Origin of the sequence: Streptomyces sp. 5K101 (genome assembly GCF_046506645.1) — a bacterium.
Taxonomy (GTDB): Bacteria; Actinomycetota; Actinomycetes; order Streptomycetales; family Streptomycetaceae; genus Streptomyces.
Map to the genome: position 1 here is coordinate 201,255 of NZ_JBKFFO010000012.1, position 25,492 is coordinate 226,746.

Here is a 25,492-nt window from a genome sequence, read left to right on the forward strand (position 1 = left end):
GGGGCCCGGGACGCGGTGACGGCTACTTGCCGGTCTCCTTCTCGTACGCCTTGACGACCTCGTCGGTCGGGCCGTCCATCAGCAGCTCGCCCTTCTCCAGCCACAGGACCCGGTCACAGGTGTCCCTGATCGACTTGTTGCTGTGGCTGACCAGGAAGACCGTGCCTGCCTCCTTGCGGAGCTCGCGGATGCGCTCCTCGGAACGGATCTGGAAGCGGCGGTCGCCGGTGGCCAGCGCCTCGTCGATCATCAGGACGTCGTGGTTCTTAGCGGCGGCGATGGAGAAACGGAGCCTGGCCGCCATGCCGGAGGAGTACGTGCGCATGGGCAGGGTGATGAAGTCGCCCTTCTCGTTGATGCCCGAGAAGTCGACGATGCCCTGGTAGCGCTCGCGGATCTCCTCACGCGACATGCCCATGGCCAGGCCGCCGAGTATGACGTTCCGCTCACCCGTGAGGTCGTTCATCAGTGCGGCGTTGACGCCGAGCAGCGAGGGCTGGCCGTCGGTGTAGACCCTGCCGCTCTCGGCGGGCAGCAGGCCGGCGATCGCCCGCAGCAGGGTCGACTTGCCGGACCCGTTGGTGCCGATGAGGCCGATGGCCTCGCCGCGGTAGGCGGTGAAGGACACGCCACGTACGGCGTGCACCTTGCGCACTCCGCGGGACTCGCCCTTGTCACGGCGGAGGATCCGGCTCAGGGCCGCGGTGGCGCTCCCCCTGCCACCGCCGTTCGCGTTGACGCGGTAGACGATGTGCACGTCGTCCGCGATGACGGTCGGCACGCGTCCGGCCGGCCCGTTCTCGTTCTTGTCGTCAGCCACGGCCGTACCGCTCCTCAGCCTTCCAGAAGTACACGAAGCCCGCGAAGCCGATCACGACGGCCCAGCCCAGGGCCGACGCCCACACGTGCGAGGGCAGGTTCTCGGAACCGTAGCCGTCGATCAGCGCGAACCGGACGAGGTCCATGTAGACGGCCGCCGGGTTGTACATCAGGACGTCGGCGATCCAGGCCGGCCGGTCGGCGAGCATGACCGGGATGGAGAACATCACACCCGACGCGTACAACCAGGTCCGCATGACGAACGGCATCAGCTGGGCCAGGTCCGGGGTCTTCGCACCCAGCCGCGCCATGATCATGGCCAGGCCGGTGTTGAACACGAACTGCAGGGCCAGCGCCGGAACCACCAGGAGCCACGACCAGGTGGGGTAGCTGCCGAACGCCACGACGATGGCGACCAGCACGATCATGGAGAACAGCAGCTGCTGGAGCTGCTGGAGCGCGAAAGAGATCGGCAGCGAGGCCCGCGGGAAGTGCAGGGCACGGACCAGGCCCAGGTTGGACGAGATCGCGCGGACGCCGGCCATCACCGAGCTCTGGGTGAAGGTGAACACGAACACACCGGTCACCAGGAACGGCACATAGACCTCGACCGGCATGCCGCGGCTGGCCTTCAGGATCAGCCCGAAGATCAGGAAGTAGATCACCGCGTTGAGCAGCGGGGTCGCCACCTGCCACAGCTGGCCGAGCTTCGCCTGGCTGTACTGGGCCGTGAGCTTCGCCTGTGAGAAGGCCAGGATGAAGTGGCGGCGTCCCCACAGCTGCCTGACGTACTCGGCCAGGCCGGGACGGGCACCGGAGACCGACAGGCCGTACTTGGCGGCGAGCTGCGCCGGCGAGAGGCCGTCGTCGGGCGACGGGGTGGGGCTCATCGCGACGGCACCGTCATGGGTTGTGTCACTCACAAGTTGAAACTTCCGTGTTCACGATGCGGGGCTGATCCGGGCTCTGTGTGTTCTTCGGCCCAGATGCTCTCAGAACCGAGCTTGTCAGACGACAGGAGGTCGGCCGAGCTTGGTGAGCCGCCACACAGTACGCCACTTCATGGGACGGCGCGGCCCGCAGGGGGTCCGCCATCCCTCCGCGAAGCCCTTGAACCATGCCTTCAGCGCGGGCACCGTGGGCCGGCGCAGCAGCGTGAGCAGCACCCAGACGCCCAGGTAGAGGGGGACGAGCGGCGCGGGCAGATTGCGCCGGGCCACCCACACGCGGTTGCGGGCCACCATGCGGTGGTAGACCGCGTGCCGCGAGGGCGGCATCGTCGGGTGGAGCAGGACGATGTCCGCGCGGTAGTCGATGGCCCAGCCGGCGTCGATCGCGCGCCAGGCGAGGTCGGTCTCCTCGTGGGCGTAGAAGAACTCGTCGGGCAGGCCGCCGACCTCCTCGATGACCTCGGTCCGCACCGCGTTGGCGCCGCCGAGAAAGGTCGTCACGCGCGAGGAGCGCATCGGGTCGGAGGCGCGCAGCCGCGGGACGTGGCGGCGCTGGGTGAGCCCGGTCTCGGGGTCGGCGATGCGGAAGCTGATGATGCCGAGCCGCGGGTCGGCGTCGAACGCCTGGCGCACCAGTTCGCCGGTGTCGGCGCCCTGCAGCAGCCCGTCGTCGTCGAGGAAGAGGAGGACGTCGACGTCCCTGCCGGACGGTCCGAACGCCTCGATGCCCACGTTGCGTCCACCCGGGATGCCCAGGTTCTCGGGCAGGTCCACGGTCCGTACGCCCTCGGGGACGTCGAGCACGGGTGCGCCGTTGCCCACGACGACGACCTCGATCCGGTCGCCGTGCTGCCCCGCGACCGAATCGAGGAGGGCGCGCAGATCGTCGGGGCGGTTGCCCATGGTGATGACGACCGCGCCCAGTTTGAGCGGTGCCGTCACTTCAGCCTGCTCGACGCCAGGATCGAGACCAGGTGCAGCACCGTCTGCAGCAGCGCGATGCCGGCCAGCACGGCGACACCGAGACGCGAGAAGAACAGGTCGCCTCGCACCTGGTCCGCCACGGCCAGCACCAGGATGAGCAGCGACGCCTCGATGCCGAGGACCAGCCGGTGGAACTTCAGCGCGGCGGCGGCCCGGCGGGCGAGCGCCATGCCGGAGGAGCGCGGCTCGGCCGCCGCCTCCTTGACCGGCGGCAGTCCGCCCTGGTGCCGGGCGACACCGACCAGGTCGGTCTCCGCCTTGATCAGGATGGCGCCCAGCGCGGCGAGCGTGCCGAGGAAGGCCCACAGCCAGTCGATCCGCCCGCCGCCCCACAGGTCCGCAGCGCGCAGACCGAAGCCGACGAGGACCGCGGCGTCGCACAGGTAGGCGCCGACCCGGTCCAGGTACACGCCGGACAGCGAGAACTGCTTCTTCCAGCGGGCCACCTCGCCGTCGACACAGTCGAGCAGCAGGTAGAGCTGGACCGCCACCACGCCGAGGACGGCACCCCAGATGCCCGGCACCAGCAGGGCCGGAGCGGCGAGGACGCCCGCGAGCGTCATCAGGTAGGTCAGCTGGTTCGGCGTGACCCGGGTGTTCACCAGGGAGCGGGTGACCCGCAGCGAGATCTCCCGCATGTACAGGCGGCCGCCCCAGTGCTCTCCACTGCGCCGGTCCTTCACACCCGCCGGGTGAACGACCGGACGCAGTTCAGCTACGGATGGTCTTGGCATAGTCGGCGTACGCGTCCCTGATCTGATCGGTGGTGAGGTCGAGGTGCTCGAGGACGGTGAACCGTCCCGGGCGGGTCTGCGGTGCGTACTCCACGGCGCGGACGAACTCCTCCGTGGAGAACCCGATCTCCTCCGGCAGCACCGGCAGCCCGTGCCGGCGCAGCGTGTCGGCGAACAGGGCCGCGTCCTCGCGCGCACCGCGCAGGTGCATCGCGAACGCGGCGCCGAGGCCGACCTGCTCGCCGTGGCTGGCGGCGCGCCTGGGGTAGAGGAGGTCGAAGGCGTGGCTGATCTCGTGGCAGGCGCCCGACGACGGCCTGGAGTCGCCGCTGATCGACATGGCGATGCCGGAGAGCACGAGGGCCTCGGCGAGGACGGTGAGGAACTCGTCGTCGCCGACGCCGCCGGGGTGGCGCAGCACGGACTCACCGGCGGTGCGGGCCATGGCCGCGGCGAGGCCGTCCACCGGCTCGCCGTTGACGCGGTGGGACAGCTCCCAGTCGGCGATCGCCGAGATGTTGGAGATCGCGTCGCCGATGCCGGAGCGGACGAACCGCACGGGGGCGTCGCGGACCACGTCGAGGTCGATGACCATGGCGATGGGCGAGGGGACGCCGTAGGAGCCGCGGCCGTTGTCGTTGTCGAGGATGGAGATCGGCGAGCACAGGCCGTCGTGCGCGAGGTTGGTCGCGACGGCGGCGAGCGGGAGCCCGACGCGTGCCGCGGCGTACTTCGCCACGTCGATGATCTTGCCGCCGCCGAGGCCGACGACGGCGTCGTACCGGCTGCCCTTGATGTCGTCCGCGAGCTTGACCGCGGAGTCGATGGTGCCGTCGCAGACCTCGTACCAGTCGGCACCCGGCAGCGCCGGGGCCAGCCGCTCGCGCAGCGCCTGCCCGGAACCGCCGCTGACGGCGACGGCGAGCCTGCCGGACGCCGAGATGCGCTGGTCGGCCAGGAGCGCGGCCAGATCGTCCAGGGCTCCCGCGCGGATGTCGACGACGACCGGGGACGGGATGAGCCGGGTCAGTACAGGCACGCGATCTCACGGCCCTTCGCGAGGTCGTCGTGGTTGTCGATCTCGACCCACCTGACGTCCCCGATCGGGGCCACGTCGATCGTGAAACCGCGATCGACGAGTTCCTGGTATCCGTCCTCGTAGTAGAGGTCCGGGTCCCGCTCGAAGGTGGCCTTCAGCGCGTCGGCGAGGTCGGCGGCGGCGTCGGGCTCGATGAGGGTGACGCCGATGTACTCGCCGGTGGCGTCGGCGGGGTCCATGAGCTTGGTGATCCGCCGGACGCCCTTGCCGCCGGCGGTGACGACCTTCATCTCCTCGTCGGCGAGGTTCTTCACCGTGTCGAGGGCGAGGATGATCCGCCGGCCGTCGCCGCGGGCGGCGAGCAGCGTCTTCTCTACCGACACGGGGTGCACGGTGTCGCCGTTGGCGAGGATGACGCCCTCGGCGAGGACGTCACGGGCGCACCACAGCGAGTAGGCGTTGTTCCACTCCTCGGCCTTGTCGTTGTCGACGAGGGTGAGCTTCAGGCCGTACTTCGCCTCCAGCGCCGCCTTGCGCTCGTAGACGGCCTCCTTCTGGTAGCCGACGACGATCGCTGCCTCGGTGAGCCCGATCTCGGCGAAGTTGCCGAGGGTGAGGTCGAGGACGGTCGTGGCCTCCCCGTCCTGTTCAGGGCCTACAGGCACGAGGGCCTTCGGGAGCGTGTCGGTGTAGGGGCGAAGACGCCGTCCGGCACCGGCTGCCAGTACGAGGCCGATCATGCGGGTTCTCCTTCGTCATGTACTGCGGGTGCGCTCGAGGACACCCAGAAGCGGATGCTCTCGGCGAGCACCACGAGCGCTACGGCCACGGCGACGACCGTCAGCGCGATGGTGAAGTCCGTGGTGTCCAGCAGGAAGGCCGCCAGCGCGACAGCCAGGACCCGCCCCTCGTGCCCGCCGATCACCCGCACCAGCCAGTGCGGGGGCGCGCCCGTACCGCCGCGTATGCGGTACACCGTGTCGTAGTGATGGTAGGCGACCGCCGCCACCAGCCCGAAAGCCGCCGGTAGCGCCCCGTTCACCTCGGCGTGAGCGGCGAGGACGAGGACGGTGCCGTATTCGGCGGCCCGGAACACCGGGGGCACCAGCCAGTCGAGCGCGCCCTTGAGGGGTCGCGCGACCGCGATGCCGGAGGTGACCGCGTACACGGCGGCCGCCGCGACGGTCCACCCGGAGCCGAAGCCGGTGAAGACCGCGGCGGCCACCACGGCGGCCGCGCCGGTGACGGCGGCCGCGAGCGGTACGAGCCCGGGGAGGTGCCGCACGCTCTTCGCTGCAGCACGCGCCACCGCCTCGGCCAGCGGGCCGGAGTCGGCGAGGTCCGCGAGCGCCTGGGCGGCGCGGTCCGTGCGGTGTGCCCTTCTGGTGAGGGAGCGCAGCACGCGGCCGGCGGTGGTGTAGCAGGCGGCGAGGGAGCAGCCGATCAGCAGGGCCCAGAAGACGATCCGGGGCGTGGTGACGGCGGTGAGCACCGCGATCATGGCCCAGCGCTCGCCGATCGGCAGCACTATCATCCGGCGCACCCACACGGTCCAGCCGACGCTGTCGAGCCTGTTCGACAGGGCGGCCGTGGGGCTCGTGTTCGCGGTGGCGTCGTGGTTGGCCTCGTTGAACGAGAAGTCGACGACGTGCCGGCAGGTCTGCAGGACCATCGCGCCGAGCGCGAGCGCCCAGACGTCCTCGCCGCCGCGCGCGGCGCCGAGGGCGAGTCCGGCGTAGTAGGCGTACTCCTTGGCGCGGTCGAACGTGGCGTCCAGCCAGGCGCCCAGCGTCGAGTACTGCAGCGAGTAGCGCGCGAGCTGGCCGTCGGTGCAGTCCAGGACGAAGGAGAAGAGCAGCAGCAGTCCGGCCGCGACGAAGCCCGCGCGGGTGCCGGTCGCCGCGCATCCGGCGGCGATCAGCGCGGTGAGCAGCGAGGCGGTGGTGACCTGGTTCGGGGTCAGGCCGCGGCGGGCGCACCAGCGGGCGATGTAGCGGGAGTACGGGCTGATGCAGAACGTCGTGAAGAAGCCGTCCCGCGCCTTGACGGCGGAGCGCAGGCGCACGGCCTCGTCGTCGACGGCCTCGACCGCCGCGCGTGCCCGGTGCCGCGCTTCCGCCTCCGCGGGCACCTCGGCGACCAGGGAGCCCAGGTCGGGGCGGTGCACGGCGGCGCCGCCCGCTTCGAGGGCGGTGGCGACGTCGTCCACCAGTCCCGCCCCGGTGACGGCGGCCGCACCGGCGGGCACGGTCGCCGTGACCGCGCGCACGGCCGTGGCCAGCGCGGACCTGGCGGCCGGCTGGGCGGTCAGCGCCCCGGTGACGGCGGCGGCCGGGAAGCGGGGGTCGGTCAGGGCCAGCCGCAGGGCGTGCACGTGTCCGACGAAGCGCGGGTCGATCAGGGCGACGCGCTCGGCTCCCGGCACGTCCGCGACGAGCGCGGCGGTGTGCTCGGGACCGTTCGCGACGTGCACGTCGAAGCCCAGCGACCGCAGATAGCCTTCGAGCGGCGATCCGGGTACCGGCGGACCGGTGAGGATGGCGGTCGACAGACGAACTCACTCCTTGGAGCTGACGATGCACGGGCACGGCGGCTCGGCCCGGTCCCCGGGCGGCGGCACGTCGGCTGAGGCTATCGGATGAAGGCGAGCGGGAATTCATCGGCCGTTCACGCCTTGGCGGCCCGCCGGGATCATCATGGTCGATCACCGCCTCGCCGGACAAACCGCGGCCGGACGCCGGGCAGGGCAGGCGTCCGGCGGAAGCGACCGAACGGGCCGGCTCCTGCGGCGCCTCAAAGCCGCGGCCCACTGATCGCACAGACGCCCGACCTGCATACATTTCCGCAGGTCAGGGCACATGACAACGGTGTTCAGTGCCGTGTTGACCATACCCCCCACCCGTAGTTCACTGAGGGCCTGACGACACCGCCGACACCGGCTTGGAGGCATCCGCATGGGGGCTGGGCACGACCACGGGCATACGCACGGCGGGCCGCCGCCGACGGGGACCGCGGCGGCCGCCTACAAGGGACGGCTGCGCATCGCGCTCTCCATCACCCTCGGCGTGATGGTGCTGGAGATCGTCGGTGGTGTGCTGTCCGGCTCACTCGCCCTGATCGCGGACGCCGCCCACATGGCGACGGATGCCGTGGGACTCGCCATGGCCCTGCTCGCCATCCACTTCGCCAACCGCCCGGCCGGACTGAACCGCACCTTCGGCTTCGCGAGGGCGGAGATCCTCGCCGCGCTCGCCAACTGTCTGCTGCTGCTCGGCGTCGGCGGCTACCTGCTGTTCGAGGCGGTCGAGCGCTTCATCACACCCACCGAGACCCGCGGCGGCCTGACCATCGTGTTCGCCGTCGTCGGTCTGGTCGCCAACATGGTCTCGCTCTCCCTCCTGGTACGCGGCCAGAAGCAGAGCCTGAACGTCCGCGGCGCCTACCTGGAGGTGCTCGCCGACGCGCTCGGCTCGGTCACCGTGCTCGTGTCGGCGGGCATCATCCTCGGCACGGGCTGGCAGTACGCCGACCCGATCGCCTCCCTCGTCATCGGCCTCATGATCGTCCCGCGCACGCTGCGGCTGCTGCGCGAGACGCTCGACGTGCTGCTGGAGGCGGCGCCCAAGGGCGTCGACATGGGCGAGGTCCGGGCGCACATGCTGGCGCTGCCGGGCGTGGAGGACGTGCACGACCTGCACGCCTGGACGATCACCTCGGGCATGCCGGTGCTCTCCGCCCATGTGGTGGTGACCCGGGACGTGCTGGACGCGGTGGGCCACGAGAAGCTCCTCCACGAACTGCAGGGCTGCATCGGCGACCACTTCGACGTCGAGCACTGCACGTTCCAGCTGGAGCCCGTCGGGCACGCGGAGCACGAGGCGAGACTCTGCCACTGAGCGGGCCGGTGTTGTTAGGGTGCGGCCGGGACGATCACGTCCCGGCCCGCCCTTCGAAGAGGAGCTGAGATCGATGACTGCGGCAATGACAGCTGCCCTGCGCAGCGCCCGGTCCGTCATCCGCTTCCGGGCTCCCGGCCACCACTGATCCGACCCGGTCCATCCACCGGACCCGGTCGTGCCGTCGGCCGGAGCCCTTTCCCACACGAGGGTTTCCCCGTTGTCCGACAACGCATTGCACGACGCTTTCTTCGCCCTGCACCACGGTCTGCCACGGCAGGGTCCCGGTTCCGACGCCACCTCGCTGCGACTCCTCGCCGCCGCGGGGCCGTTGCCCGCGCGTCCGCGGGTGCTCGACCTGGGTTGCGGCCCGGGCCGTTCCGCAGTGCTGCTGGCAGCCGAGGCCGGCGCCCAGGTGACCGCGGTCGACCTGCACCGGCCGTTCCTCGACGAGCTGCGGCAGTCCGCCGACGCCCGCGGGCTCGGTGACGCCATCCGTACCGTCCATGCCGACATGGGTGATCTCCCCTTCCCGGACGGGTCGTTCGATCTCGTCTGGGCGGAGAGCTCGGCCTACTCCATCGGCTTCGACACCGCCCTCGCCACCTGGCGGCGGCTGCTCGCCCCGGGCGGTTCCCTCGTGATGACCGAGTGCGAGTGGACGACCGCGTCGCCGTCGGCCGCCGCCCGCGCCTTCTGGGACGCGCACTACCGGCTGCGTACGACCGCCGAGAACTGCGCGGCGGCGTCCGCCGCGGGGTACGCGATCCTCTCGGTGTACCGCCAGCCGGAGACCGACTGGGACGAGTACTACGGCCCGCTGGCCGCACGGGCCGACGCCGCGGATCCCGCGGTGCCGGGCATGTCCCAGGCCCTCGCCGCCACGCGCGAAGAGATCGCCGTACGCCGCGAGCACGGCGCGGAGTACGGCTACACCGGCTATGTGCTGCGTCCGGCGGATCCCCGCTGGCGCACCCGCCCCGAGACGGCGGCCGACGCCGGTCTCGTCCGCGAGCTGAACGAGGCCGCCTTCCCCACCCCGGACGAGGCGGACCTCGTGGACGCGCTCCGCGGGGACGGCGAGGCATGGCTGCCGGGTCTGTCGTACATCGCGGAGGCCGCTGGTGCCTCCCCCGCCGAAGGCTGCGGGGGAGGGTCACCCGCGGCGTACGCGCTGCTCACGCGGTGCCACGTGGGAGACACGCCCGCGCTGGCGCTGGCCCCGGTGGCGACCGCGCCCCGGTACCAGTGCCAGGGCGCGGGGCAGGCGGCGGTCCGGGCCGTGCTGGACGCGGCGCGGGCGCGCGGTGAGCGCCTCGTGGTGGTGCTCGGGCATCCGGAGTACTACCCGCGGTTCGGTTTCGAACGGGCGTCCCGATACGGGATCCGGCCCGGTTTCGAGGTGCCGGACGAGGCCGTGATGGCGCTGATGCTGGACGGATCGGCCGCGGTTCCGCGCGGTGAGATCCACTGTCCGGCGGCCTTCGGGGTCTGAGGCGTCCGTCCGGGTCCGGCCGCGCGCACCGCGCGGCGGGACCCGGACATGCCAGGCCGCCGAAGTGCGGACAAGCACCGTTTTTGCGGCAGACTGGGCAGGCTCCCAGGGCCGAGGAACGATGCGAAGGATGGTCATGCCGATCACACCAGCCACTGCGGCGAACAGTCAGTCGAACGGCACGTCACCAGCGATCCTGCTCGAGCTGGTCGACGAACAGGGCCATACCATCGGCACCGCGGAGAAGCTCTCCGCGCACCGGGCGCCGGGCCGGCTGCACCGCGCCTTCTCCGTGTTCCTCTTCGACGAGCAGGGCCGGCTGCTGCTGCAGCGCCGCGCGCTGAACAAGTACCACTCCCCCGGCGTCTGGTCGAACACCTGCTGCGGCCACCCCTACCCCGGCGAGGCGCCGTTCGCGGCCGCCGCCCGGCGTACGTACGAGGAGCTGGGCGTCTCGCCGTCGCTGCTCGCGGAGGCCGGCACGGTGCGCTACAACCACCCGGACCCGGCGTCGGGCCTCGTGGAGCAGGAGTACAACCACCTCTTCGTCGGCATGGTGCAGTCCGCTCTCCGGCCGGACCCCGAGGAGGTCGGCGAGACGGCGTTCGTGACGCCCGACGAGCTGACGGAGCTGCGGGGCCGCGCGACCTTCTCGGCCTGGTTCATGACGGTGCTGGACGCCGCGCGCCCGGCGGTCAAGGAACTGACGGGTCCGAGCTCCGGCTGGTGAGCCGTACGGGCGGTGCGGGCCGGGGTGGCGGCGGTGCGGCTCGGGGCGCGGGCGGTGCGGCGTGGGGTGGGGGGGCCGCACGCCCGCAGTGGACTAGATAGGGGCCGCGTCACCCTTCAGGGCGGGGACCAGCGGCAGCTCGGCCCAGATGATCTTGCCTCCGCTCGCGGTGTGCGCGACGTCGCACAGGCCGCCCGCCTCGCGGGTGATCTCCCGCACGAGCAGCAGGCCCCGGCCACCGGTCTGCGCGGAGTCGGTCTCCAGCGCCTTGGGCCGGTAGGGGTGGTTGTCCTCGACGGACACGCGGATCGACTGGGCGCCGATAGCGACCTCGACGGCGACCTCGGGCGAGAGCAGGGCCGCGTGCCGTACGGCGTTGGTGACCAGCTCGGAGACGATCAGCAGGAGTCCCTGCACCACCTCGTCGGCGACCGGCACGCCCTGACGAACCAGCAGATCCCGGACCGCGCGCCGCGCCTGCGGGACGGATACGTCGACCGCCGGAGCGGTGAAGCGCCAGACGCCCTCGTACGACAACGGCCGGGCGGGCACGCTCCCGCGGCTCTCCATAGTTTCACCCTCGGCTCGTTTGCCACTGACCATCGAGTTGATAAGTGTTGGAGGTCAGTCGGTGGGGGCCGAGCAGCTGAACAGAATTGATCGCCTTTTAGCGTCTTTTGATCGATTGCGTATGACAGCGTCAGTTGTGCGACTGGTCGCTACCTCCTTCTGCGCGGTTCGTCAGGCCGATCGTTTCAGCAGCCTTTTCCCCGCCGGGAGCCCCGCCGACCCGGGCGGATACCATCCGGCGCATGGAGCCGCCCCAGTCCCCGCAGCCGCAGCTGACCCACACCGTCGAGGACGGTGTCGCCACCGTCGTGATCAGCAACCCCGCCAAGCGCAACGCGATGACCGCCGGGATGTGGCGTGCCCTGCCCGAGCTGCTCGCCGAGCTGGCCGGCGACCGCGGCGTGCGGACGCTGGTGCTGACCGGAGAGGGCAAGACCTTCTGCGCGGGCGCGGACATCTCCTCGCTGCGCGAGCCCGGCGAGGACCCGCAGGCGCTCGCCGTCCGCGCGGAGGAGGCGCTCGCCGCGTTCCCCAAGCCGACGCTCGCCGTGGTGCGCGGATACTGCGTGGGCGGCGGCTGCCAGCTCGCCGCCGCCTGCGACCTGCGGTTCGCGGCGGACGACGCGCAGTTCGGTGTGACGCCCGCGAAGCTCGGCATCGTCTACCCCGCCGCCTCCACTCGCCGGCTGGCCGCGCTGGTGGGCCCGGCTGCGGCCAAATACCTCTTGTTCTCCGGCGAGTTGATCGACGCGGACCGGGCCCTGCGCACCGGGCTCGTGGACGAGGTGCTGCCCGAGGGCGAACTGGGCCGGCGAGCGGCCGGCTTCACCCGCGTTCTCGCGTCGCGTTCGCAGCTGACGCAGTGCGCCGCCAAGGAGTTCGCCGCCGGCCGCACCGACCGGGACGCCTACTGGGCGGAGCAGGCGCGCGGGAGCGGCGACACCGCCGAGGGTGTCGCCGCCTTCCTGGAGCGCAGGGCACCGGACTTCGGCTGGATGCCGGGCCCTACCGGAGGATGAACCGGCTCGTGGCGCGGAACTCCTCCACGAGGTGGGCGGGCGCTTTCTGTGGCGACCCGGCGTCGTAGGGCGGCTGGGGGTCGTACTCGGTCAGTAGCTGCACGGCCTGCGCGTGCTCGTCACCGGCCAGTCGGCCGACCAGGGTCAGGCCCATGTCGATGCCCGCCGACACCCCGGCGGCGGTCAGGTACTTGCCGTCGGTCACGACGCGGCGGCCCGTGGGCTCGGCCCCGTACGACCTGAGCATGTCGAGCGCGAGCCAGTGCGAGGTCGCGTCGCGGCCCTTCAGCAGCCCGGCCGCGGCCAGCAGCAGCGAGCCCGTGCACACGGAGGTGGTCCACGTGGAGGTCGCGTCGGCGGTGCGCAGCCAGCCGAGCAGGGCCTCGTTCTCCATCTGGTCGCTCTGGCCGGGCCCGCCGGGCACGACGACGACGTCCGGGCCGGGCACCTCGTCGAGGCTCGTCGTGGCGACGAGGGACAACTGCCCCTGGTCGTTCACGACGGGGCCGGGGCGCTCGGCGACGAAGACGACCTCCGCGCCTGGGAGGCGGCAGAGCACCTCGTAGGGGCCGACGGCGTCGAGGGCGGTGAAGCGGTCGAAGAGCAGGACGGCGATCTGCACGGAATGTCCCTTCGGTGGGGTGAGGCAGGGGTGAGGCGGGGTGAGGTTCAGGGCGAGCGGCCGTTCGGGCGGCGGATGGTCAGCCGGCGGGCGCGGCCGTGGTGCGGAAGCGGCGGCGGTACTCGGCGGGCGCGACGCCGAGCGCCTTGACGAAGGCCCGACGCATGGCCTCGGGGGTGCCGTAACCACAGGCGCGCGAGACGAGCGCGACCCCGTCCGCGGTGTCCTCCAGGAGCCGGCGGGCGTGTTCGAGGCGTACGCGTTCGACGTAGCGGCCGGGCGTCATGCCGGTCTCGGCCTGGAAGGCGCGGGCGAAGTGGCGCGGTGACAGGCGCGCCCGGCCCGCGAGCGCCTCCACGGACAGGTCGGCGGCGGGGTGCTCGGTGACCCAGTGCTGGACCTCGCGCAACGGGTCGCGCCTGGCGGTCTGGGCGGCGAGCTGGGCGCTGAACTGCGCCTGACCGCCCGGCCGGCGAAGGAACACGACGAGATGGCGCGCCACGGTGAGCGCCACGTCCCGCCCGAGGTCCTCCTCCACCAGCGCGAGTGCCAGGTCGATGCCCGCCGTGACACCCGCGGACGTGGACACCGGGCCGTCGCGGACGAAGATCGGGTCGGGGTCGACGTGGACCGCCGGGTGGGCGCGGGCGAAGTGGTCGCAGGCGGCCCAGTGGGTGGTGGCGCGCCGCCCGTCGAGCAGACCGGCGGCGGCGAGGAGCAGGGCGCCCGTGCACACGGAGACCAGGCGTTCCGCGTGCGGGCCGTGCTCGCGCAGCCAGTCGATCACCCGTGCGTCGGGGCGCCGGGTGCCTTGGCCGCCGGGGACGAGGAGGGTGTGCGGGCGCGGGGCGTCGGCCAGAGCGAGGTCCGGGACGAGCGTCAGGCCGCTGGAGGTGCGGACGGGGACTCCGTCCAGGGTCGCGGTACGGATCGGGTACGCCGTCGGGTCCCCGATCGCCTTTCCCGCACCGGCGAAGACCTCCACGGGTCCCGTCACGTCGAGGCTCTGCACGTCGTCGAAGAGGACGACCAGGACGGGTCGCTCTGCCATGCCCCCATCCTTCGCCCGACGTCCGGATGGCCGCAATGACGAATGCCCCACCTTTCCTGCCATGGGTCGATGGGTAGATGGCATCGACGGCTAACCCTGTACCGCCGTACCGACCAGTCGGTAACGTCGTCCCATGAACTCTCTACCCCCGCGTGCGGCTCGCCGCTGCCACAACGCGCTGAACCCGCTGCACTCCACGGTGTACTTCTCGCCCGACCTGGGCACGGAAATGGCCGGCGTCGGCATCGAGGACTCCAACGCGGCCTACTTCGCGGCGCGTTCCGCGGCGCTGGGCGCGGTCGGGCCGGGCACGGTCGCCGCCACCTTCTACAACTTCAATCCGGAGCTGATCGCCCGGCACCTGCCCGCCGTGTGGGACACCGCCTCCCCCGAGACAGTGCTGGCGGCCCGGCTGCGGGCCGCCGACGCGACGCTGCGGCGGCTGCTCGACGAGCACGTCATCGCGTCGAAGGGACTGGCCGAGGCGGCGGAACTCGCCCTGCGCGCCACGGAGGCGTGCACGCGGCACGCCCGGCCGCTGTACGCCGCGCACGCCGACCTGCCGGTGCCGGAGGAGCCGCACCTCGCGTACTGGCACGCGGCGACGCTGCTGCGCGAGCACCGCGGCGACGCCCATCTGGCCGCGCTGCTGCTCGCCGGCCTCGACCCGCTGGAGGCGCTCGTGAGCCACACGGCGACCGGCAAGGGCATGGCCCCGCGCTGGATCCTGGCGACGCGCGGCTGGGGCCGGGCGGACTGGGAGTCGGCGCAGGACCGGCTGCGGGAGCGCGGACTGCTGGACGCCGAGGGGGCGTTGACGGAGGCGGGCACGGCGCTGCGCGACGAGGTCGAGGAGCAGACGGACCGCATGGACCTCGCGCCGTACGCGCACCTGGGCGCGGCGGCCGTCGAGCGCCTGACCGAGCTGGGCCGCGGCTTCCTGCTGACGGCGTTCGCGGCGGGCGCGTTCCCCGCGGACGCGACGGGCCGGCCGGCCTGACCGGAGCCTGTTCCGGCTGCCGTCCCGCGGCGCGGGGCGGCAGCCGTCCTCCTGTCCCGGGCCACAGCCGGCTCCCGCCGGGCAGGGCACCGGCGGCGCCGCGGCGGATCAGTCCGTGGGGGCCGGAGTAGGCGCCGGGAGTGCGCCCGTGCAGGTCGCCCGGCCGAACTCGCCGAAGGCCGTGGCGCGCTGGACGTGTTCGCCGCGGATGGCCAGCGTGCAGCTCGCCTCGCCGCCCTTCTCGTCCAGCACGATGCTGACGGACGGGTCCTTGCCGAGGGGCACCCGCACCGTCTTCCTCCAGGGCAGCTCGACGTCGCTCTCGACCGTCGCCGAACCGGCCTGGCTGCGGGCCTGGTACGAGATCTCGACGGTCCCCCTGCCCTGCACCTCGTACGTGACCTCGGCGGTGGGAACGGGCTTGGCCGTGGGCTTGTCCTCCGAACCGAGCAGGCCGTAGCCGACGAGTCCGCCGCAGACGAGGATCAGGACGGCGGCGATGACGACTGCCGTGCGGTCGGGCCGCCCCGCCGTCGCCTTGCCGGCCGTGTCCGTCTCGGCCGCCGCCGCTTCAGCCGCCTCCGCCCCGGCCGTCTCTGTCGCGGCCGTCTCCGTCGCGGCCGCCGCCATCTCAGCCCTCTCCGTCTCGGCCGGCCCCGTCTCAGCCGCCTCCGCCCCGGCCGTCTCCGTCGCGGCCCCGGAGTCCTCGGCAGACACGGAGTCCGGGGACACGGAGCCCTCCGCAGATACGGGCTCCTCGTTGACTGGCGTCGATGTCATGGCAATCCGGCTTTCGGTCGGCGCGCATTTCTGGGGTGAATGCACTCGGTACAGAGCGGCTCGGGTATACACCGGCTGCTCCGCCCCGGTCGAGCGAGCGGACAAAGGGAACGAAAGCCCCGGTCGGCGCGGTCGTTCGCCGCGGCGGCGCGCGACACGGCAGGGCGGCACCCGGCACAATGCAGGCTCAAGCACAGCCAGCACGAGAAGGCGAGTCGGGAAACCGTGACCACGTCCATCGAAGGCAGGATCGCCGAGGAGCTCGGCGTACGCGAACGGCAGGTGAAGGCGGCCGTCGAGCTGCTCGACGGCGGGTCGACCGTGCCGTTCATCGCGCGCTACCGCAAGGAAGCGACCGAGATGCTCGACGACGCGCAGCTGCGCACGCTCGAGGAGCGGCTGCGGTACCTGCGCGAGCTGGAGGAGCGGCGGACCGCGATCCTGGAGTCCGTCCGGGAACAGGGCAAGCTCACCGACGACGTCGAGGCGCAGATCCGGGCCGCCGACACCAAGGCGCGGCTGGAGGACATCTACCTGCCCTTCAAGCCCAAGCGGCGCACCAAGGCGCAGATCGCCCGTGAGGCCGGTCTCGAACCGCTGGCGGAGGGCCTGCTCGGCGACCCGTCCGTGGAACCGCTCGCGGCGGCCGCGGCGTTCGTCGACCCGGAGAAGGGCGTCGCCGATCCCGCCGCGGCACTGGAGGGCGCGCGAGCGATCCTGACGGAGCGTTTCTCCGAGGACGCCGACCTGATCGGCGAGCTGCGCGAGCGAATGTGGACGCGGGGCCGGCTCGCGGCGAAGGTCCGCGAGGGCAAGGAGGAGGCAGGCGCCAAGTTCGCCGACTACTTCGACTTCGCCGAGGCGTTCACCGAGCTCCCCTCGCACCGCGTGCTCGCGATGTTCCGCGGCGAGAAGGAGGAGATCCTCGACCTCGTCCTGGAACCCGAGGAGCCGGTGGACGGCCCCTCGTCGTACGAGGGGATCGTCGCTTCCCGCTTCGGCATCGCGCAGCAGGGGCGGCCGGGCGACAAGTGGCTGGCCGACACCGTGCGCTGGGCCTGGCGGACCCGGATCCTCGTCCACCTCGGCATCGACCTGCGGCTGCGGCTGCGTACGGCCGCCGAGGACGAGGCGGTGCGGGTCTTCGCGGCGAACCTTCGGGACCTGCTGCTGGCGGCGCCCGCCGGCACGCGCGCCACGCTCGGGCTCGACCCCGGCTTCCGTACCGGCGTGAAGGTCGCCGTCGTGGACGCGACCGGCAAGGTCGTGGCGACCGACACGATCTACCCGCACGTCCCGGCCAACAAGTGGGACGAGTCGCTGGCGAAGCTGGCCCGCCTGGCCAAGGAACACGCGGTCGAGCTGGTCGCGATCGGCAACGGCACGGCGTCCCGCGAGACCGACAAGCTCGCCGGTGACCTCATCGCCAGGCACCCCGAGCTGGGCCTGACCAAGGTCATGGTCTCGGAGGCCGGGGCCTCGGTGTACTCGGCGTCCGCGTTCGCCTCCCAGGAACTGCCCGGGCTCGACGTGTCCCTGCGCGGGGCCGTGTCGATCGCGCGACGGCTGCAGGACCCGCTCGCCGAACTGGTGAAGATCGACCCCAAGTCGATCGGGGTCGGCCAGTACCAGCACGACCTGTCCGAGGTGAAGCTGTCGCGTTCGCTGGACGCGGTGGTCGAGGACTGTGTGAACGGCGTCGGTGTCGACGTCAACACCGCGTCCGCGCCGCTGCTTTCGCGTGTCTCGGGCATCGGCGCGGGCCTCGCCGAGAACATCGTGTCCCACCGGGACTCGAACGGCCCCTTCCGCTCCCGCAAGGCACTCAAGGACGTGGCGCGGCTCGGCCCCAAGGCGTACGAGCAGTGCGCGGGCTTCCTGCGGATCCGTGGCGGTGACGACCCGCTGGACGCCTCCAGCGTGCACCCGGAGGCGTATCCGGTGGTACGGCGGATGGTCAAGGCGTCGGGTGGCGAGGTCGCTTCGCTGATCGGCAACACCGGTGTGCTGCGGTCGCTGCGGGCGGACGACTTCGTGGACGAGACCTTCGGTCTGCCGACGGTGACGGACATTTTGCGCGAGCTGGAGAAGCCGGGGCGCGACCCGCGGCCCGCCTTCCGGACGGCGACGTTCAAGGAGGGCGTGGAGAAGATCGGCGACCTGGCCTCCGGGATGGTGCTGGAGGGCGTCGTCACGAATGTCGCCGCGTTCGGGGCGTTCGTGGACGTCGGTGTCCACCAGGACGGCCTGGTCCATGTGTCGGCGATGTCGAAGACGTTCGTCAAGGACCCGCGTGACGTGGTGAAGCCCGGTGACGTGGTCAAGGTGAAGGTGCTCGACGTCGACATCCCGCGCAAGCGGATCTCGCTGACCCTGCGGCTGGACGACGACGCGTCGGCCCCGTCGGGCGGCGCGGGCGGGCCGAGGCGGGAGCGTGGTGGGCGTCCGCCGCAGCAGCGCCAGGGCGGTGGCGGACGCGATCGCCGCGGTGGCGCGGGCGGTGGCGGTGGCCGTCAGGCTCCGGCCCCGGCGAACAGCGCGATGGCCGACGCCCTGCGCAAGGCGGGGCTGCTGGACCCGAAGGGCGGGGGCGGTCGGCGCGGCTGAGGCGCGGCTCGGCGGGGGCGGGGCTTTCCCCGCCCCTCGGCCCCCTCACTCCCGCCGAGTCGGGCGAGGTCGCGCTCCGCGTTGAGGCGTGGTCTGCTGGATGCATCTGTGGAAGGGCACGCCGATGCGCTTCACCCGGACCTCCGTCTTCGCACCCACGCAGTCGCCCGCGCCGACCGGAGCGGGGGGCGGGTTGCTGCCGGCGCGGGATCTCGCGGTCGCCTGGTTCCTCGTGGCCCTGATCGCGGCGCCCGCCTGGGCGCTGACGGTCGCGCAGGCCCGGGACATGGGGGTCGAGCCCGGCACGATGGGGATGGCCCTGCCGCTGTTTCTGCTGCTGTGGGTGACGATGATGACGGCCATGATGCTGCCGTCCATGGCGCCGGTGGCCATCACGTGGGTGCGGGGCATCGGCCGGCAGTCCTCCGGCTGGACGCGTACCGCGCGCACCGTCGAGTTCGTGGGCGCGTATCTGCTGGTGTGGACCGCCTTCGGACTCCTCACCTACGCGGCTCTGGCCCTCACCGGCGGCCTGGTGGACGACCATCCGACCGCCGGACGCTGGATCGGCTCGGTGGCCTTCCTGCTCGCGGGTCTCTATCAGCTCGGCCCCCTCAAGTACGTCTGTCTGCGGCACTGTCGTGACCCCATGAGCCACCTGGTGCGCTACGCCGGGTTCCGGCAGCCGGCCCGCGATCTGCGGGTGGGCGTCCATCACGGCGCCTACTGTGTCGGCTGCTGCGCGGGACTGATGGTCGTCCTGATCCCGCTCGGCGTGATGAACGTCGCTGCGATGGCCGGGCTGGCCGTGGTCGTCTTCGTCGAGAAGCTGTGGTCCCGGGGCCCGCTGCTCGCCCGGGTCGTGGGTGTCGCGTTCCTCGTACTGGCCGTGCTCGCGCCCTTCCAGGACTGGTTGCTGCCGGGGCTGGAGGATTCGACGCCGTCGATGGACGGCATGTGACCAGCCGGCTGACCGAGCAGACGAACGTGGCGACTGCCGTAACGGCCGGATCAGTGGACCGATCGACGTCTGCGACCGGGGCCGAAACGGCTGCGGCACGTGCCGGTGCCGCGCGCCGACCGGCTCCGCTCCCCGCCCAGCTCCTCAGCCAGGACCGCTCCAGTCGAACCTGAAGTGTTTGCTCGACTTTCCCGAACGTTCCCAGGAGAAGCCGAATGCGTCGGCGCGATCGGCAGTGGCCCGTCCCCAGGTGGCGACCTGGCCCGGCCCGACCTCGGAGCCCGGAGCGTTATGGACCTGGACGCGTGCGCCGTCTGGAGTCGTCGGGCCGGTGAGCGCCTCGGCGACAGCCGTGACCCGGCCGGGAATCTCGGCTCGCCAGGCGGCGAAGTCCTCGTCGATGTCCACGTGGATGGGGGCGATGTCCATGCCACGCATCTCGGGGTGGAACATCTCCCCGAACTGCGCCGGCCATCCGCCCGCCTCACCGCCGAAGATGGCCTCGAGTGCACCGCGCTGCTGCTCGTCGGCGCGCTCGTCGAGGAAGACCGCGGCGTACGCGTCGGTGTGCTCCCCGGCCCAGACGTTGCCGACGAAGGAGCCGAGCATCAGGACGTTGAGATCATCGAGCCGCACGTCGCCGAAGGTGCCTTCCCGGATATGCCAGACCAGCACGCCTTCGCAGTCGCCGTAGGTCGGGGGCTGTGCGAACGTGCAGGGGCACGGTATGGCGCACTTGCACACATCGAACCAATCGCCGGTCAGGCGCCAACGCGCACCGGTGGTGACCTGCTCTGTCATCTCGCTTCCCTCCTGCCGAGCCCAGACAAGCTCACTCGGAGCGGCGAGACCGCGTGTCCGAGCCGGCTCCCGAGATGGCGAGGCGGCCTCCATTCCAGCTTGCACCTTACGTCCCGGTAGGGGAAACCCGGCCGTCGCGGCGCTCACCTGCGAGGTCCGTTCCGTGCAGGGTGCGATCCGGTGGCGTGGCGGGCAACGGGCACGGCACGGGGTCCGCGGGCTGACGCGGCCGGACGGTACCGGGGCCCGGATGGGGCGGCGGCCGGGCGTGTGCATGCCCGGCCGCCGAGGTCACTCCTCGGTCACCTTTCCGTCCGCCACCTCGACGCGGCGCGTGGTGCGCACCGCGTCCAGCATCCGGCGGTCGTGGGTGACCAGCAGCAGCGTGCCCGGGTAGGAATCGAGCGCCGACTCCAGCTGCTCGATGGCCGGCAGATCGAGGTGGTTGGTCGGCTCGTCCAGGACCAGCAGATTGACCCCGCGGCCCTGGAGCAGCGCCAGGGCCGCACGCGTACGTTCGCCGGGAGACAGGGAGGTCGCCGGGCGCAGCACATGTCCGGCCTTGAGCCCGAACTTGGCCAGCAGCGTGCGCACGTCGGCCGGTTCGGTGTCGGGGACGGCCGCGCAGAACGCGTCCAGCAGCGACTGCGTCCCGTGGAACAGCTTCCGTGCCTGGTCGACTTCGCCGACGACGACGCCCGAGCCGAGCGAGGCGTGCCCGGCGTCGAGGTCGAGGCGGCCGAGGAGCGCGGCGAGCAGTGTCGACTTGCCCGCGCCGTTCGCACCGGTGATGGCGACCCGGTCGGCCCAGTCGATCTGGAGGGACGCCGGCCCGAAGCGGAAGGCGCCGCGGCGGACCTCGGCCTCGCGCAGGGTCGCGACGACGGAGCCGGAACGCGGCGCGGCGGCGATCTCCATGCGCAGCTCCCACTCCTTGCGGGGCTCCTCGACCACGTCGAGCCGTTCGATCATGCGCTGGGTCTGGCGGGCCTTCGCCGCCTGCTTCTCGCTCGCCTCGCTGCGCATCTTGCGGCCGATCTTGTCGTTGTCGGTCGCCTTGCGGCGGGCGTTCTTCACGCCCTTGTCCATCCAGGAGCGCTGCATGTGCGCGCGGCTCTCCAGGGCGGCCTTCTTGTCGGCGTACTCCTCGTACTCCTCGCGCGCGTGGCGGCGGGCCGTCTCGCGCTCCTCCAGGTAGGCCGCGTAACCGCCGCCGTAGAGGGTGATCTGCTGCTGGGCCAGGTCGAGTTCGAGGACCTTGGTGACCGTGCGGGTGAGGAACTCGCGGTCGTGGCTCACGACCACGGTGCCCGCGCGCAGGCCCTGGACGAAGCTCTCCAGTCGCTCGAGTCCGTCGAGGTCGAGGTCGTTGGTGGGCTCGTCGAGCAGGAAGACGTCGTAGCGGGACAGCAGGAGCGACGCCAGTCCGGCGCGCGCGGCCTGGCCGCCGGAGAGCGAGGTCATCGGCTGGTCGAGGCCGACGGCGAGCCCGAGCGAGTCGGCGACCTCCTCGGCCCGCTCGTCGAGGTCGGCGCCGCCGAGGTCGAGCCAGCGCTCCAGGCTCACCGCATAGGCGTCGTCCGCGCCCGGTGCGCCGTCGACGAGGCCCTGGGTGGCCTCGTCCATGGCGGCCTGGGCGGCGGCCACGCCGGTGCGCCGGGCGAGGAAGTCCCGTACGGACTCGCCCTCGCGGCGGTCGGGCTCCTGCGGGAGGTGGCCGACGGTCGCGGTGGGCGGCGAGAGCCGCAGCTCGCCCTGCTCGGGGCGGTCGAGTCCGGCGAGGAGACGCAGGAGCGTGGACTTCCCCGCGCCGTTGACACCGACGAGGCCGATGACGTCGCCGGGGGCGACGACGAGATCGAGGCCGGAGAAGAGCGAACGGTCGCCGTGGCCGGCGGCGAGGTCCTTCGCGACGAGAGTGGCAGTCATCAGGAGGCCGATCCTAGGCCAGCGCGTGGGGGCGGCCGCACGCGTCCCCGAGGGGGGCCGCAGCGCCCAGGGGCCCACGGGCTACGGTCCCGGCCTGAAGGGTGACGTACTGGTGCCGGGCGGTGGGTGCCGCGCCTGACGGGGTGTGCCCCTGGCGGGCCGGCCACCGGGAGGCCCACGCGCCGGGCTCGGCGCGACCGAGTCCGGCCGGCGGCCGGGATCGCTGCCCGGCCGCCATCCGAAACGTGCCCCCGGCCACCGCGCTCGGCACGCCCGGGCCCCGCCGACGGAAGGACTGGCGGCGGCGGTCGGTCACCGGGCCCGGCCCGTCGTCGAAGCCGGGGCGTCAGGGCGTGGCGGGGCCGTCGTTGTCGCGGGCCGGGGGCGGGTCCGTGTCCGGCGGGGTGGAGTCGTCTTCCGTCTCCTCGGGCGGGATCCGGCCCGCCACCGGGCCCGTGCCCGGGCCGATGCGGATCTCGAACTCGCCCGCGTACATCTCGTGGCCCGCGATCACCGCCGACTCCACCGCCTCCTCGGCGATCTCGCCGCGGACGATCAGCGGGTCCTGGCGCAGGTCGCGCATGAGCGCCACGCACATGCCGATCATCACCAGCACGAACGGGGCCGCCACGAGGATCGTCAGGTGCTGCAGGCCCGCGAGCGCGTCGCCCTTGCCCTCCCCGACGAGCAGCATCACCGCCGCCACCGCGCCTGTCACGACGCCCCAGAAGATGACGACGAGCCTGGCCGGTTCAAAGGTGCCCTTCTGGGACAGCGTGCCCATCACGATCGAGGCGGCGTCCGCGCCCGAGACGAAGAAGATGCCGACGAGGATCATCACGATCAGGCTCATCGTGCCCGCGATCGGGAACTGCTGCAGCACGCCGAAGAGCTGGCCCTCCGGCGTCGTCTCCGCCTCGAGCCGCCCCTGCTCCTGGAGCCTCATCGCCGTGCCGCCGAAGATCGCGAACCAGATCAGGCTGACCGTGCTCGGCACGAGGATGACGCCGCCGACGAACTGGCGGATCGTACGGCCGCGGCTGATGCGCGCGATGAACATGCCGACGAACGGTGTCCAGGAGATCCACCAGGCCCAGTAGAAGACCGTCCAGCTGCTCAGCCAGTCCGCGACGTCACCGCCGCCGGTCGCCGCCTCCGTGCGACCCGCCAGCTGCGGCAGCTCGCCGAAGTAGGAGGCCAGCGAGGTGGGCACGAGGTCGAGGACGAGGATGGTGGGCCCGGCGACGAAGACGAACACGGCGAGCACCACCGCGAGCACCATGTTGGTGTTGGACAGCCACTGGATGCCCCGCTCGACCCCGGAGACCGCCGAGATGACGAAACACACCGTCAGCACCGCGATGATGGAGATGAGCAGCCCGGTCCCGGCCCTCTCCATCCAGCCCATTTCGCGGAAGCCGCTGCCGATCTGCAGGGCGCCGAGGCCCAGGGACGTCGCGGAGCCGAAGAGCGTGGCGAAGATCGCGAGGACGTCGATCACGCGGCCCGGCGCGCCGTTGGCCCTGTCCTCGCCCATCAGCGGCACGAAGACGGCGCTGATGTTCTGCCGCCTGCGCCGCCGGAACGTGCTGTACGCGATGGCGAGACCCACCACCGCGTAGATCGCCCACGGGTGCAGCGTCCAGTGGAAGAGGGTGGTGGCCAGGGCCGTCTGCATGGCGTCCGCCGAGTCGACCGGATCCGTGCCCGGCGGCGGGGCGGTGTAGTGCGCCAGCGGTTCGCTCACGCCGTAGAACATCAGGCCGATGCCCATGCCGGCGCTGAACATCATCGCCACCCACGACACCGTCCGGAACTCGGGCCCCTCGTGCTCCTGGCCGAGCGGAATTCTGCCGTAGCGGCTGATCGCCAGCCACAGAGCGAAGACGACGAAGCCCGAGGCGGCCAGGACGAATGCCCAGCCGCCGTTGTGCATCAGGCCGTTCAGCAGTGTGTCGGAGGCGCTCTCCAGCGTTTCGGTGAACGCGGACCCCCAGACCACGAAGGCGAGGGTGAGGACGGCCGTCACGCCGAACACGACCCGGTCGGTGACGGCCGGCCTCTCCTCGTGCGGGTGGCGGCCCGGCAGCGCCGCCTTGACCGGGTACCACAGCCGTTTGACCGGCTTCTGTTCCTCGTGCGACACGGGGGCACCTTTCGCCTGATGACGGAGCCGATTGCACTCCCCCGCTACCCCCTACCACACGGGACAATCAGCTCCCGGGATCAACAGGCGTCAACAGGTTTCCCCTCCGTGAGGTGATAGGCCGCGCGGGTGTCGAGCAGCAGCGGTATCAGCGCGCGCTGGGACTGCCGCAGCGGCACGACGGCCCCGCCCTCGACGGGCCTGACCGCGACGCCGTGCAGCGCCAGTTCGTCCTTCACCTCCGCGTACTGGGCGGTGTCGAGGCGGTACGCGCAGGGCGGGTCCTGGAGGGTCTCCTCGGGCGTGGCCGGGTCGTTGTCGGCGCCGCCCAGATACACCGGCCCGCGGTCCGCGAGACCCGCCCGCCGGGCCGCTCCGGTCGCCGCCTCGATCCGGCCCCGCCGCGCGTCGCTGAAGGCGAAGAGGCCGTCCAGAGCGGCGAGTTGGCTGTGCACGCGTCGGCGGTTGTTCAGCGCGGCGTCCGCCTGCTCCTCGGGCGTCAGCGCGTCGACACGGCTCTCGATCAGCAGTCCGACCGCGTTCTTGACGCCGCTCGCGTTCCGCAGGATGCGCTCCTGGCCGTCGCCCGCGGTCTGCCTGATCGGCTTTCCGGTGACCGGGTCGGTCCAGATGCCGTACGTGCCGGTCGAGTAGCCCTCGCGTCCGGCGGCGGGGCGGACGTAGTGCGCGGACAGCGTCTGCGCCTCCCGGTGCACGGCGTCGTGGGTGTTGAGGTTGCGGGGCCACAGGTCGAACAGGTCCTTGTCGTAGTAGGGGGGTGTGGCTCCGTACTCGTGCAGGTCGTAGACGACGTCCGGGCGCCGGTCGCGGATCACGGCGGCGATGGCGCGCCCCTCGGCGGTCTTGAGGGCGATGTGGTCGCGGTTGATGTCGACACCGTCGGAGTTGCCGCGCGTGTCGGCGGCCCGGCCGTCCGGGTTGGCCGTGGGCACGACGAGGAGGTGCGTGCGGGACAGCAGCCGGCGGGTCGCCTCGTCCCTGCCGTACGCGAGGTCGCGGACGGCCGTCAGACACGCCTCGCGGCCGGACGGTTCGTCGCCGTGCTGACTGCAGATCAGCAGCACGGTGTGGTCGGCTCTGCGGTTGCCGAGGTGGACGAGCTGGAGGGGACGGCCCTGCTTGGTGCTGCCGATCCGTTCGACGGACACGGCACGATGGTCCCGGTCCACGGTGGCGAGCAGCGTCTGTTCCTCGGGCTGGGTGGTCCAGCGGGCGCCGTTGCTCGTCTCGAAGCCGGTGCGCGGCAGGCTGGGCGCGGCCTGGGCGGGGACGGTGACCAGTGGTGCGGCCAGCGCCGCCGCCACGCCGGTCAGCAGCAGGGTGTGCAGGCGGGGCATC

General features: G+C 72.1%; 22 protein-coding genes. 7 read left to right on the top strand and 15 right to left on the bottom strand.

Annotated elements, in window-relative coordinates:
- Nucleotides 1–22: 22 nt before the first annotated feature.
- From ACLB9X_RS23620 to ACLB9X_RS23650, 7 genes are all read right to left on the bottom strand, one after another.
- Nucleotides 23–820, bottom strand: coding sequence for an ABC transporter ATP-binding protein (locus ACLB9X_RS23620; protein ID WP_410362372.1), 798 nt, complete (start codon nt 818–820; stop codon nt 23–25).
- Nucleotides 813–1,742, bottom strand: coding sequence for an ABC transporter permease (locus tag ACLB9X_RS23625; RefSeq protein ID WP_410362373.1), 930 nt, complete (start codon nt 1,740–1,742; stop codon nt 813–815). The genes ACLB9X_RS23620 and ACLB9X_RS23625 overlap by 8 nt, the downstream gene beginning before the upstream one ends.
- Before the next feature lie 84 nt (nt 1,743–1,826).
- Nucleotides 1,827–2,672, bottom strand: coding sequence for a glycosyltransferase family 2 protein (locus tag ACLB9X_RS23630; RefSeq protein ID WP_410362423.1), 846 nt, complete (start codon nt 2,670–2,672; stop codon nt 1,827–1,829).
- A 35-nt stretch (nt 2,673–2,707) separates the two neighbouring features.
- Complete coding sequence (locus ACLB9X_RS23635) at nt 2,708–3,487, bottom strand: CDP-alcohol phosphatidyltransferase family protein (protein ID WP_410362374.1); 780 nt, start codon at nt 3,485–3,487, stop codon at nt 2,708–2,710.
- Complete coding sequence (locus ACLB9X_RS23640) at nt 3,465–4,526, bottom strand: iron-containing alcohol dehydrogenase family protein (RefSeq protein WP_410362375.1); 1,062 nt, start codon at nt 4,524–4,526, stop codon at nt 3,465–3,467. Before ACLB9X_RS23640 ends, ACLB9X_RS23635 begins: the two co-directional genes overlap by 23 nt.
- Nucleotides 4,514–5,266, bottom strand: a complete 753-nt coding sequence (locus ACLB9X_RS23645) for a sugar phosphate nucleotidyltransferase (RefSeq protein ID WP_410362376.1) — start codon at nt 5,264–5,266, stop codon at nt 4,514–4,516. Before ACLB9X_RS23645 ends, ACLB9X_RS23640 begins: the two co-directional genes overlap by 13 nt.
- Nucleotides 5,263–7,077: a DUF5941 domain-containing protein gene (locus tag ACLB9X_RS23650; protein WP_410362424.1), complete on the bottom strand. Its 1,815-nt coding sequence runs from the start codon at nt 7,075–7,077 to the stop codon at nt 5,263–5,265. Before ACLB9X_RS23650 ends, ACLB9X_RS23645 begins: the two co-directional genes overlap by 4 nt.
- 403 nt (nt 7,078–7,480) lie before the next feature.
- Between ACLB9X_RS23650 and ACLB9X_RS23655 the strand changes: the two genes are divergently transcribed.
- From ACLB9X_RS23655 to idi, 3 genes are all read left to right on the top strand, one after another.
- On the top strand, nt 7,481–8,422 hold the full coding sequence (locus ACLB9X_RS23655; protein WP_410362377.1) for a cation diffusion facilitator family transporter: 942 nt from the start codon (nt 7,481–7,483) through the stop codon (nt 8,420–8,422).
- A gap of 220 nt (nt 8,423–8,642) precedes the next feature.
- Nucleotides 8,643–9,917, top strand: coding sequence for a GNAT family N-acetyltransferase (locus tag ACLB9X_RS23660; RefSeq protein ID WP_410362378.1), 1,275 nt, complete (start codon nt 8,643–8,645; stop codon nt 9,915–9,917).
- Between the two features lie 136 nt (nt 9,918–10,053).
- Entirely contained in the window at nt 10,054–10,647 is a 594-nt protein-coding gene (gene idi / locus ACLB9X_RS23665) for an isopentenyl-diphosphate Delta-isomerase (RefSeq protein WP_410362379.1), read from the top strand.
- Between the two features lie 93 nt (nt 10,648–10,740).
- On the opposite strand, the gene ACLB9X_RS23670 is transcribed toward idi, so the two are convergent.
- Entirely contained in the window at nt 10,741–11,217 is a 477-nt protein-coding gene (locus ACLB9X_RS23670; protein WP_410362380.1) for an ATP-binding protein, read from the bottom strand.
- A 242-nt stretch (nt 11,218–11,459) separates the two neighbouring features.
- Here ACLB9X_RS23670 and ACLB9X_RS23675 point away from each other — a divergent pair, with 242 nt between their 5' ends.
- Entirely contained in the window at nt 11,460–12,236 is a 777-nt protein-coding gene (locus ACLB9X_RS23675) for an enoyl-CoA hydratase/isomerase family protein (RefSeq protein ID WP_410362381.1), read from the top strand.
- Here ACLB9X_RS23675 and ACLB9X_RS23680 read toward each other — a convergent pair.
- Nucleotides 12,223–12,858, bottom strand: a complete 636-nt coding sequence (locus tag ACLB9X_RS23680; RefSeq protein WP_410362382.1) for a DJ-1/PfpI family protein — start codon at nt 12,856–12,858, stop codon at nt 12,223–12,225. The two genes, ACLB9X_RS23675 and ACLB9X_RS23680, sit on opposite strands and share 14 nt — an antisense overlap.
- A gap of 79 nt (nt 12,859–12,937) precedes the next feature.
- The gene (locus ACLB9X_RS23685; protein ID WP_410362383.1) at nt 12,938–13,909 is read right to left on the bottom strand and encodes a GlxA family transcriptional regulator; all 972 of its coding nucleotides are present in this window, start codon (nt 13,907–13,909) and stop codon (nt 12,938–12,940) included.
- Between the two features lie 133 nt (nt 13,910–14,042).
- Here ACLB9X_RS23685 and ACLB9X_RS23690 point away from each other — a divergent pair, with 133 nt between their 5' ends.
- A complete protein-coding gene (locus ACLB9X_RS23690; RefSeq protein WP_410362384.1) occupies nt 14,043–14,909 on the top strand; it encodes an SCO6745 family protein in 867 nt (288 codons plus the stop codon).
- Nucleotides 14,910–15,017: 108 nt separating this feature from the next.
- On the opposite strand, the gene ACLB9X_RS23695 is transcribed toward ACLB9X_RS23690, so the two are convergent.
- Nucleotides 15,018–15,689 carry a hypothetical protein gene (locus ACLB9X_RS23695; protein ID WP_410362385.1) on the bottom strand — a complete coding sequence of 224 codons (672 nt, stop codon included), beginning with the start codon at nt 15,687–15,689 and terminating at the stop codon, nt 15,018–15,020.
- A gap of 225 nt (nt 15,690–15,914) precedes the next feature.
- Between ACLB9X_RS23695 and ACLB9X_RS23700 the strand changes: the two genes are divergently transcribed.
- Both ACLB9X_RS23700 and ACLB9X_RS23705 read left to right on the top strand, forming a co-directional pair.
- A complete protein-coding gene (locus ACLB9X_RS23700; protein ID WP_410362386.1) occupies nt 15,915–18,296 on the top strand; it encodes a Tex family protein in 2,382 nt (793 codons plus the stop codon).
- A gap of 124 nt (nt 18,297–18,420) precedes the next feature.
- Nucleotides 18,421–19,257, top strand: coding sequence for a DUF2182 domain-containing protein (locus tag ACLB9X_RS23705; RefSeq protein ID WP_410362425.1), 837 nt, complete (start codon nt 18,421–18,423; stop codon nt 19,255–19,257).
- Nucleotides 19,258–19,401: 144 nt separating this feature from the next.
- On the opposite strand, the gene ACLB9X_RS23710 is transcribed toward ACLB9X_RS23705, so the two are convergent.
- The 4 genes from ACLB9X_RS23710 to ACLB9X_RS23725 form a co-directional block, all read right to left on the bottom strand.
- Nucleotides 19,402–20,058 carry a DUF1326 domain-containing protein gene (locus tag ACLB9X_RS23710; RefSeq protein WP_410362387.1) on the bottom strand — a complete coding sequence of 219 codons (657 nt, stop codon included), beginning with the start codon at nt 20,056–20,058 and terminating at the stop codon, nt 19,402–19,404.
- Nucleotides 20,059–20,349: 291 nt separating this feature from the next.
- Nucleotides 20,350–21,987: an ABC-F family ATP-binding cassette domain-containing protein gene (locus ACLB9X_RS23715; protein WP_410362388.1), complete on the bottom strand. Its 1,638-nt coding sequence runs from the start codon at nt 21,985–21,987 to the stop codon at nt 20,350–20,352.
- Between the two features lie 346 nt (nt 21,988–22,333).
- Nucleotides 22,334–24,133 carry a BCCT family transporter gene (locus ACLB9X_RS23720; RefSeq protein WP_410362389.1) on the bottom strand — a complete coding sequence of 600 codons (1,800 nt, stop codon included), beginning with the start codon at nt 24,131–24,133 and terminating at the stop codon, nt 22,334–22,336.
- An 80-nt stretch (nt 24,134–24,213) separates the two neighbouring features.
- The gene (locus ACLB9X_RS23725) at nt 24,214–25,491 is read right to left on the bottom strand and encodes a M14 family metallocarboxypeptidase (RefSeq protein ID WP_410362390.1); all 1,278 of its coding nucleotides are present in this window, start codon (nt 25,489–25,491) and stop codon (nt 24,214–24,216) included.
- Between the last annotated feature and the right edge of the window lies 1 nt (nt 25,492).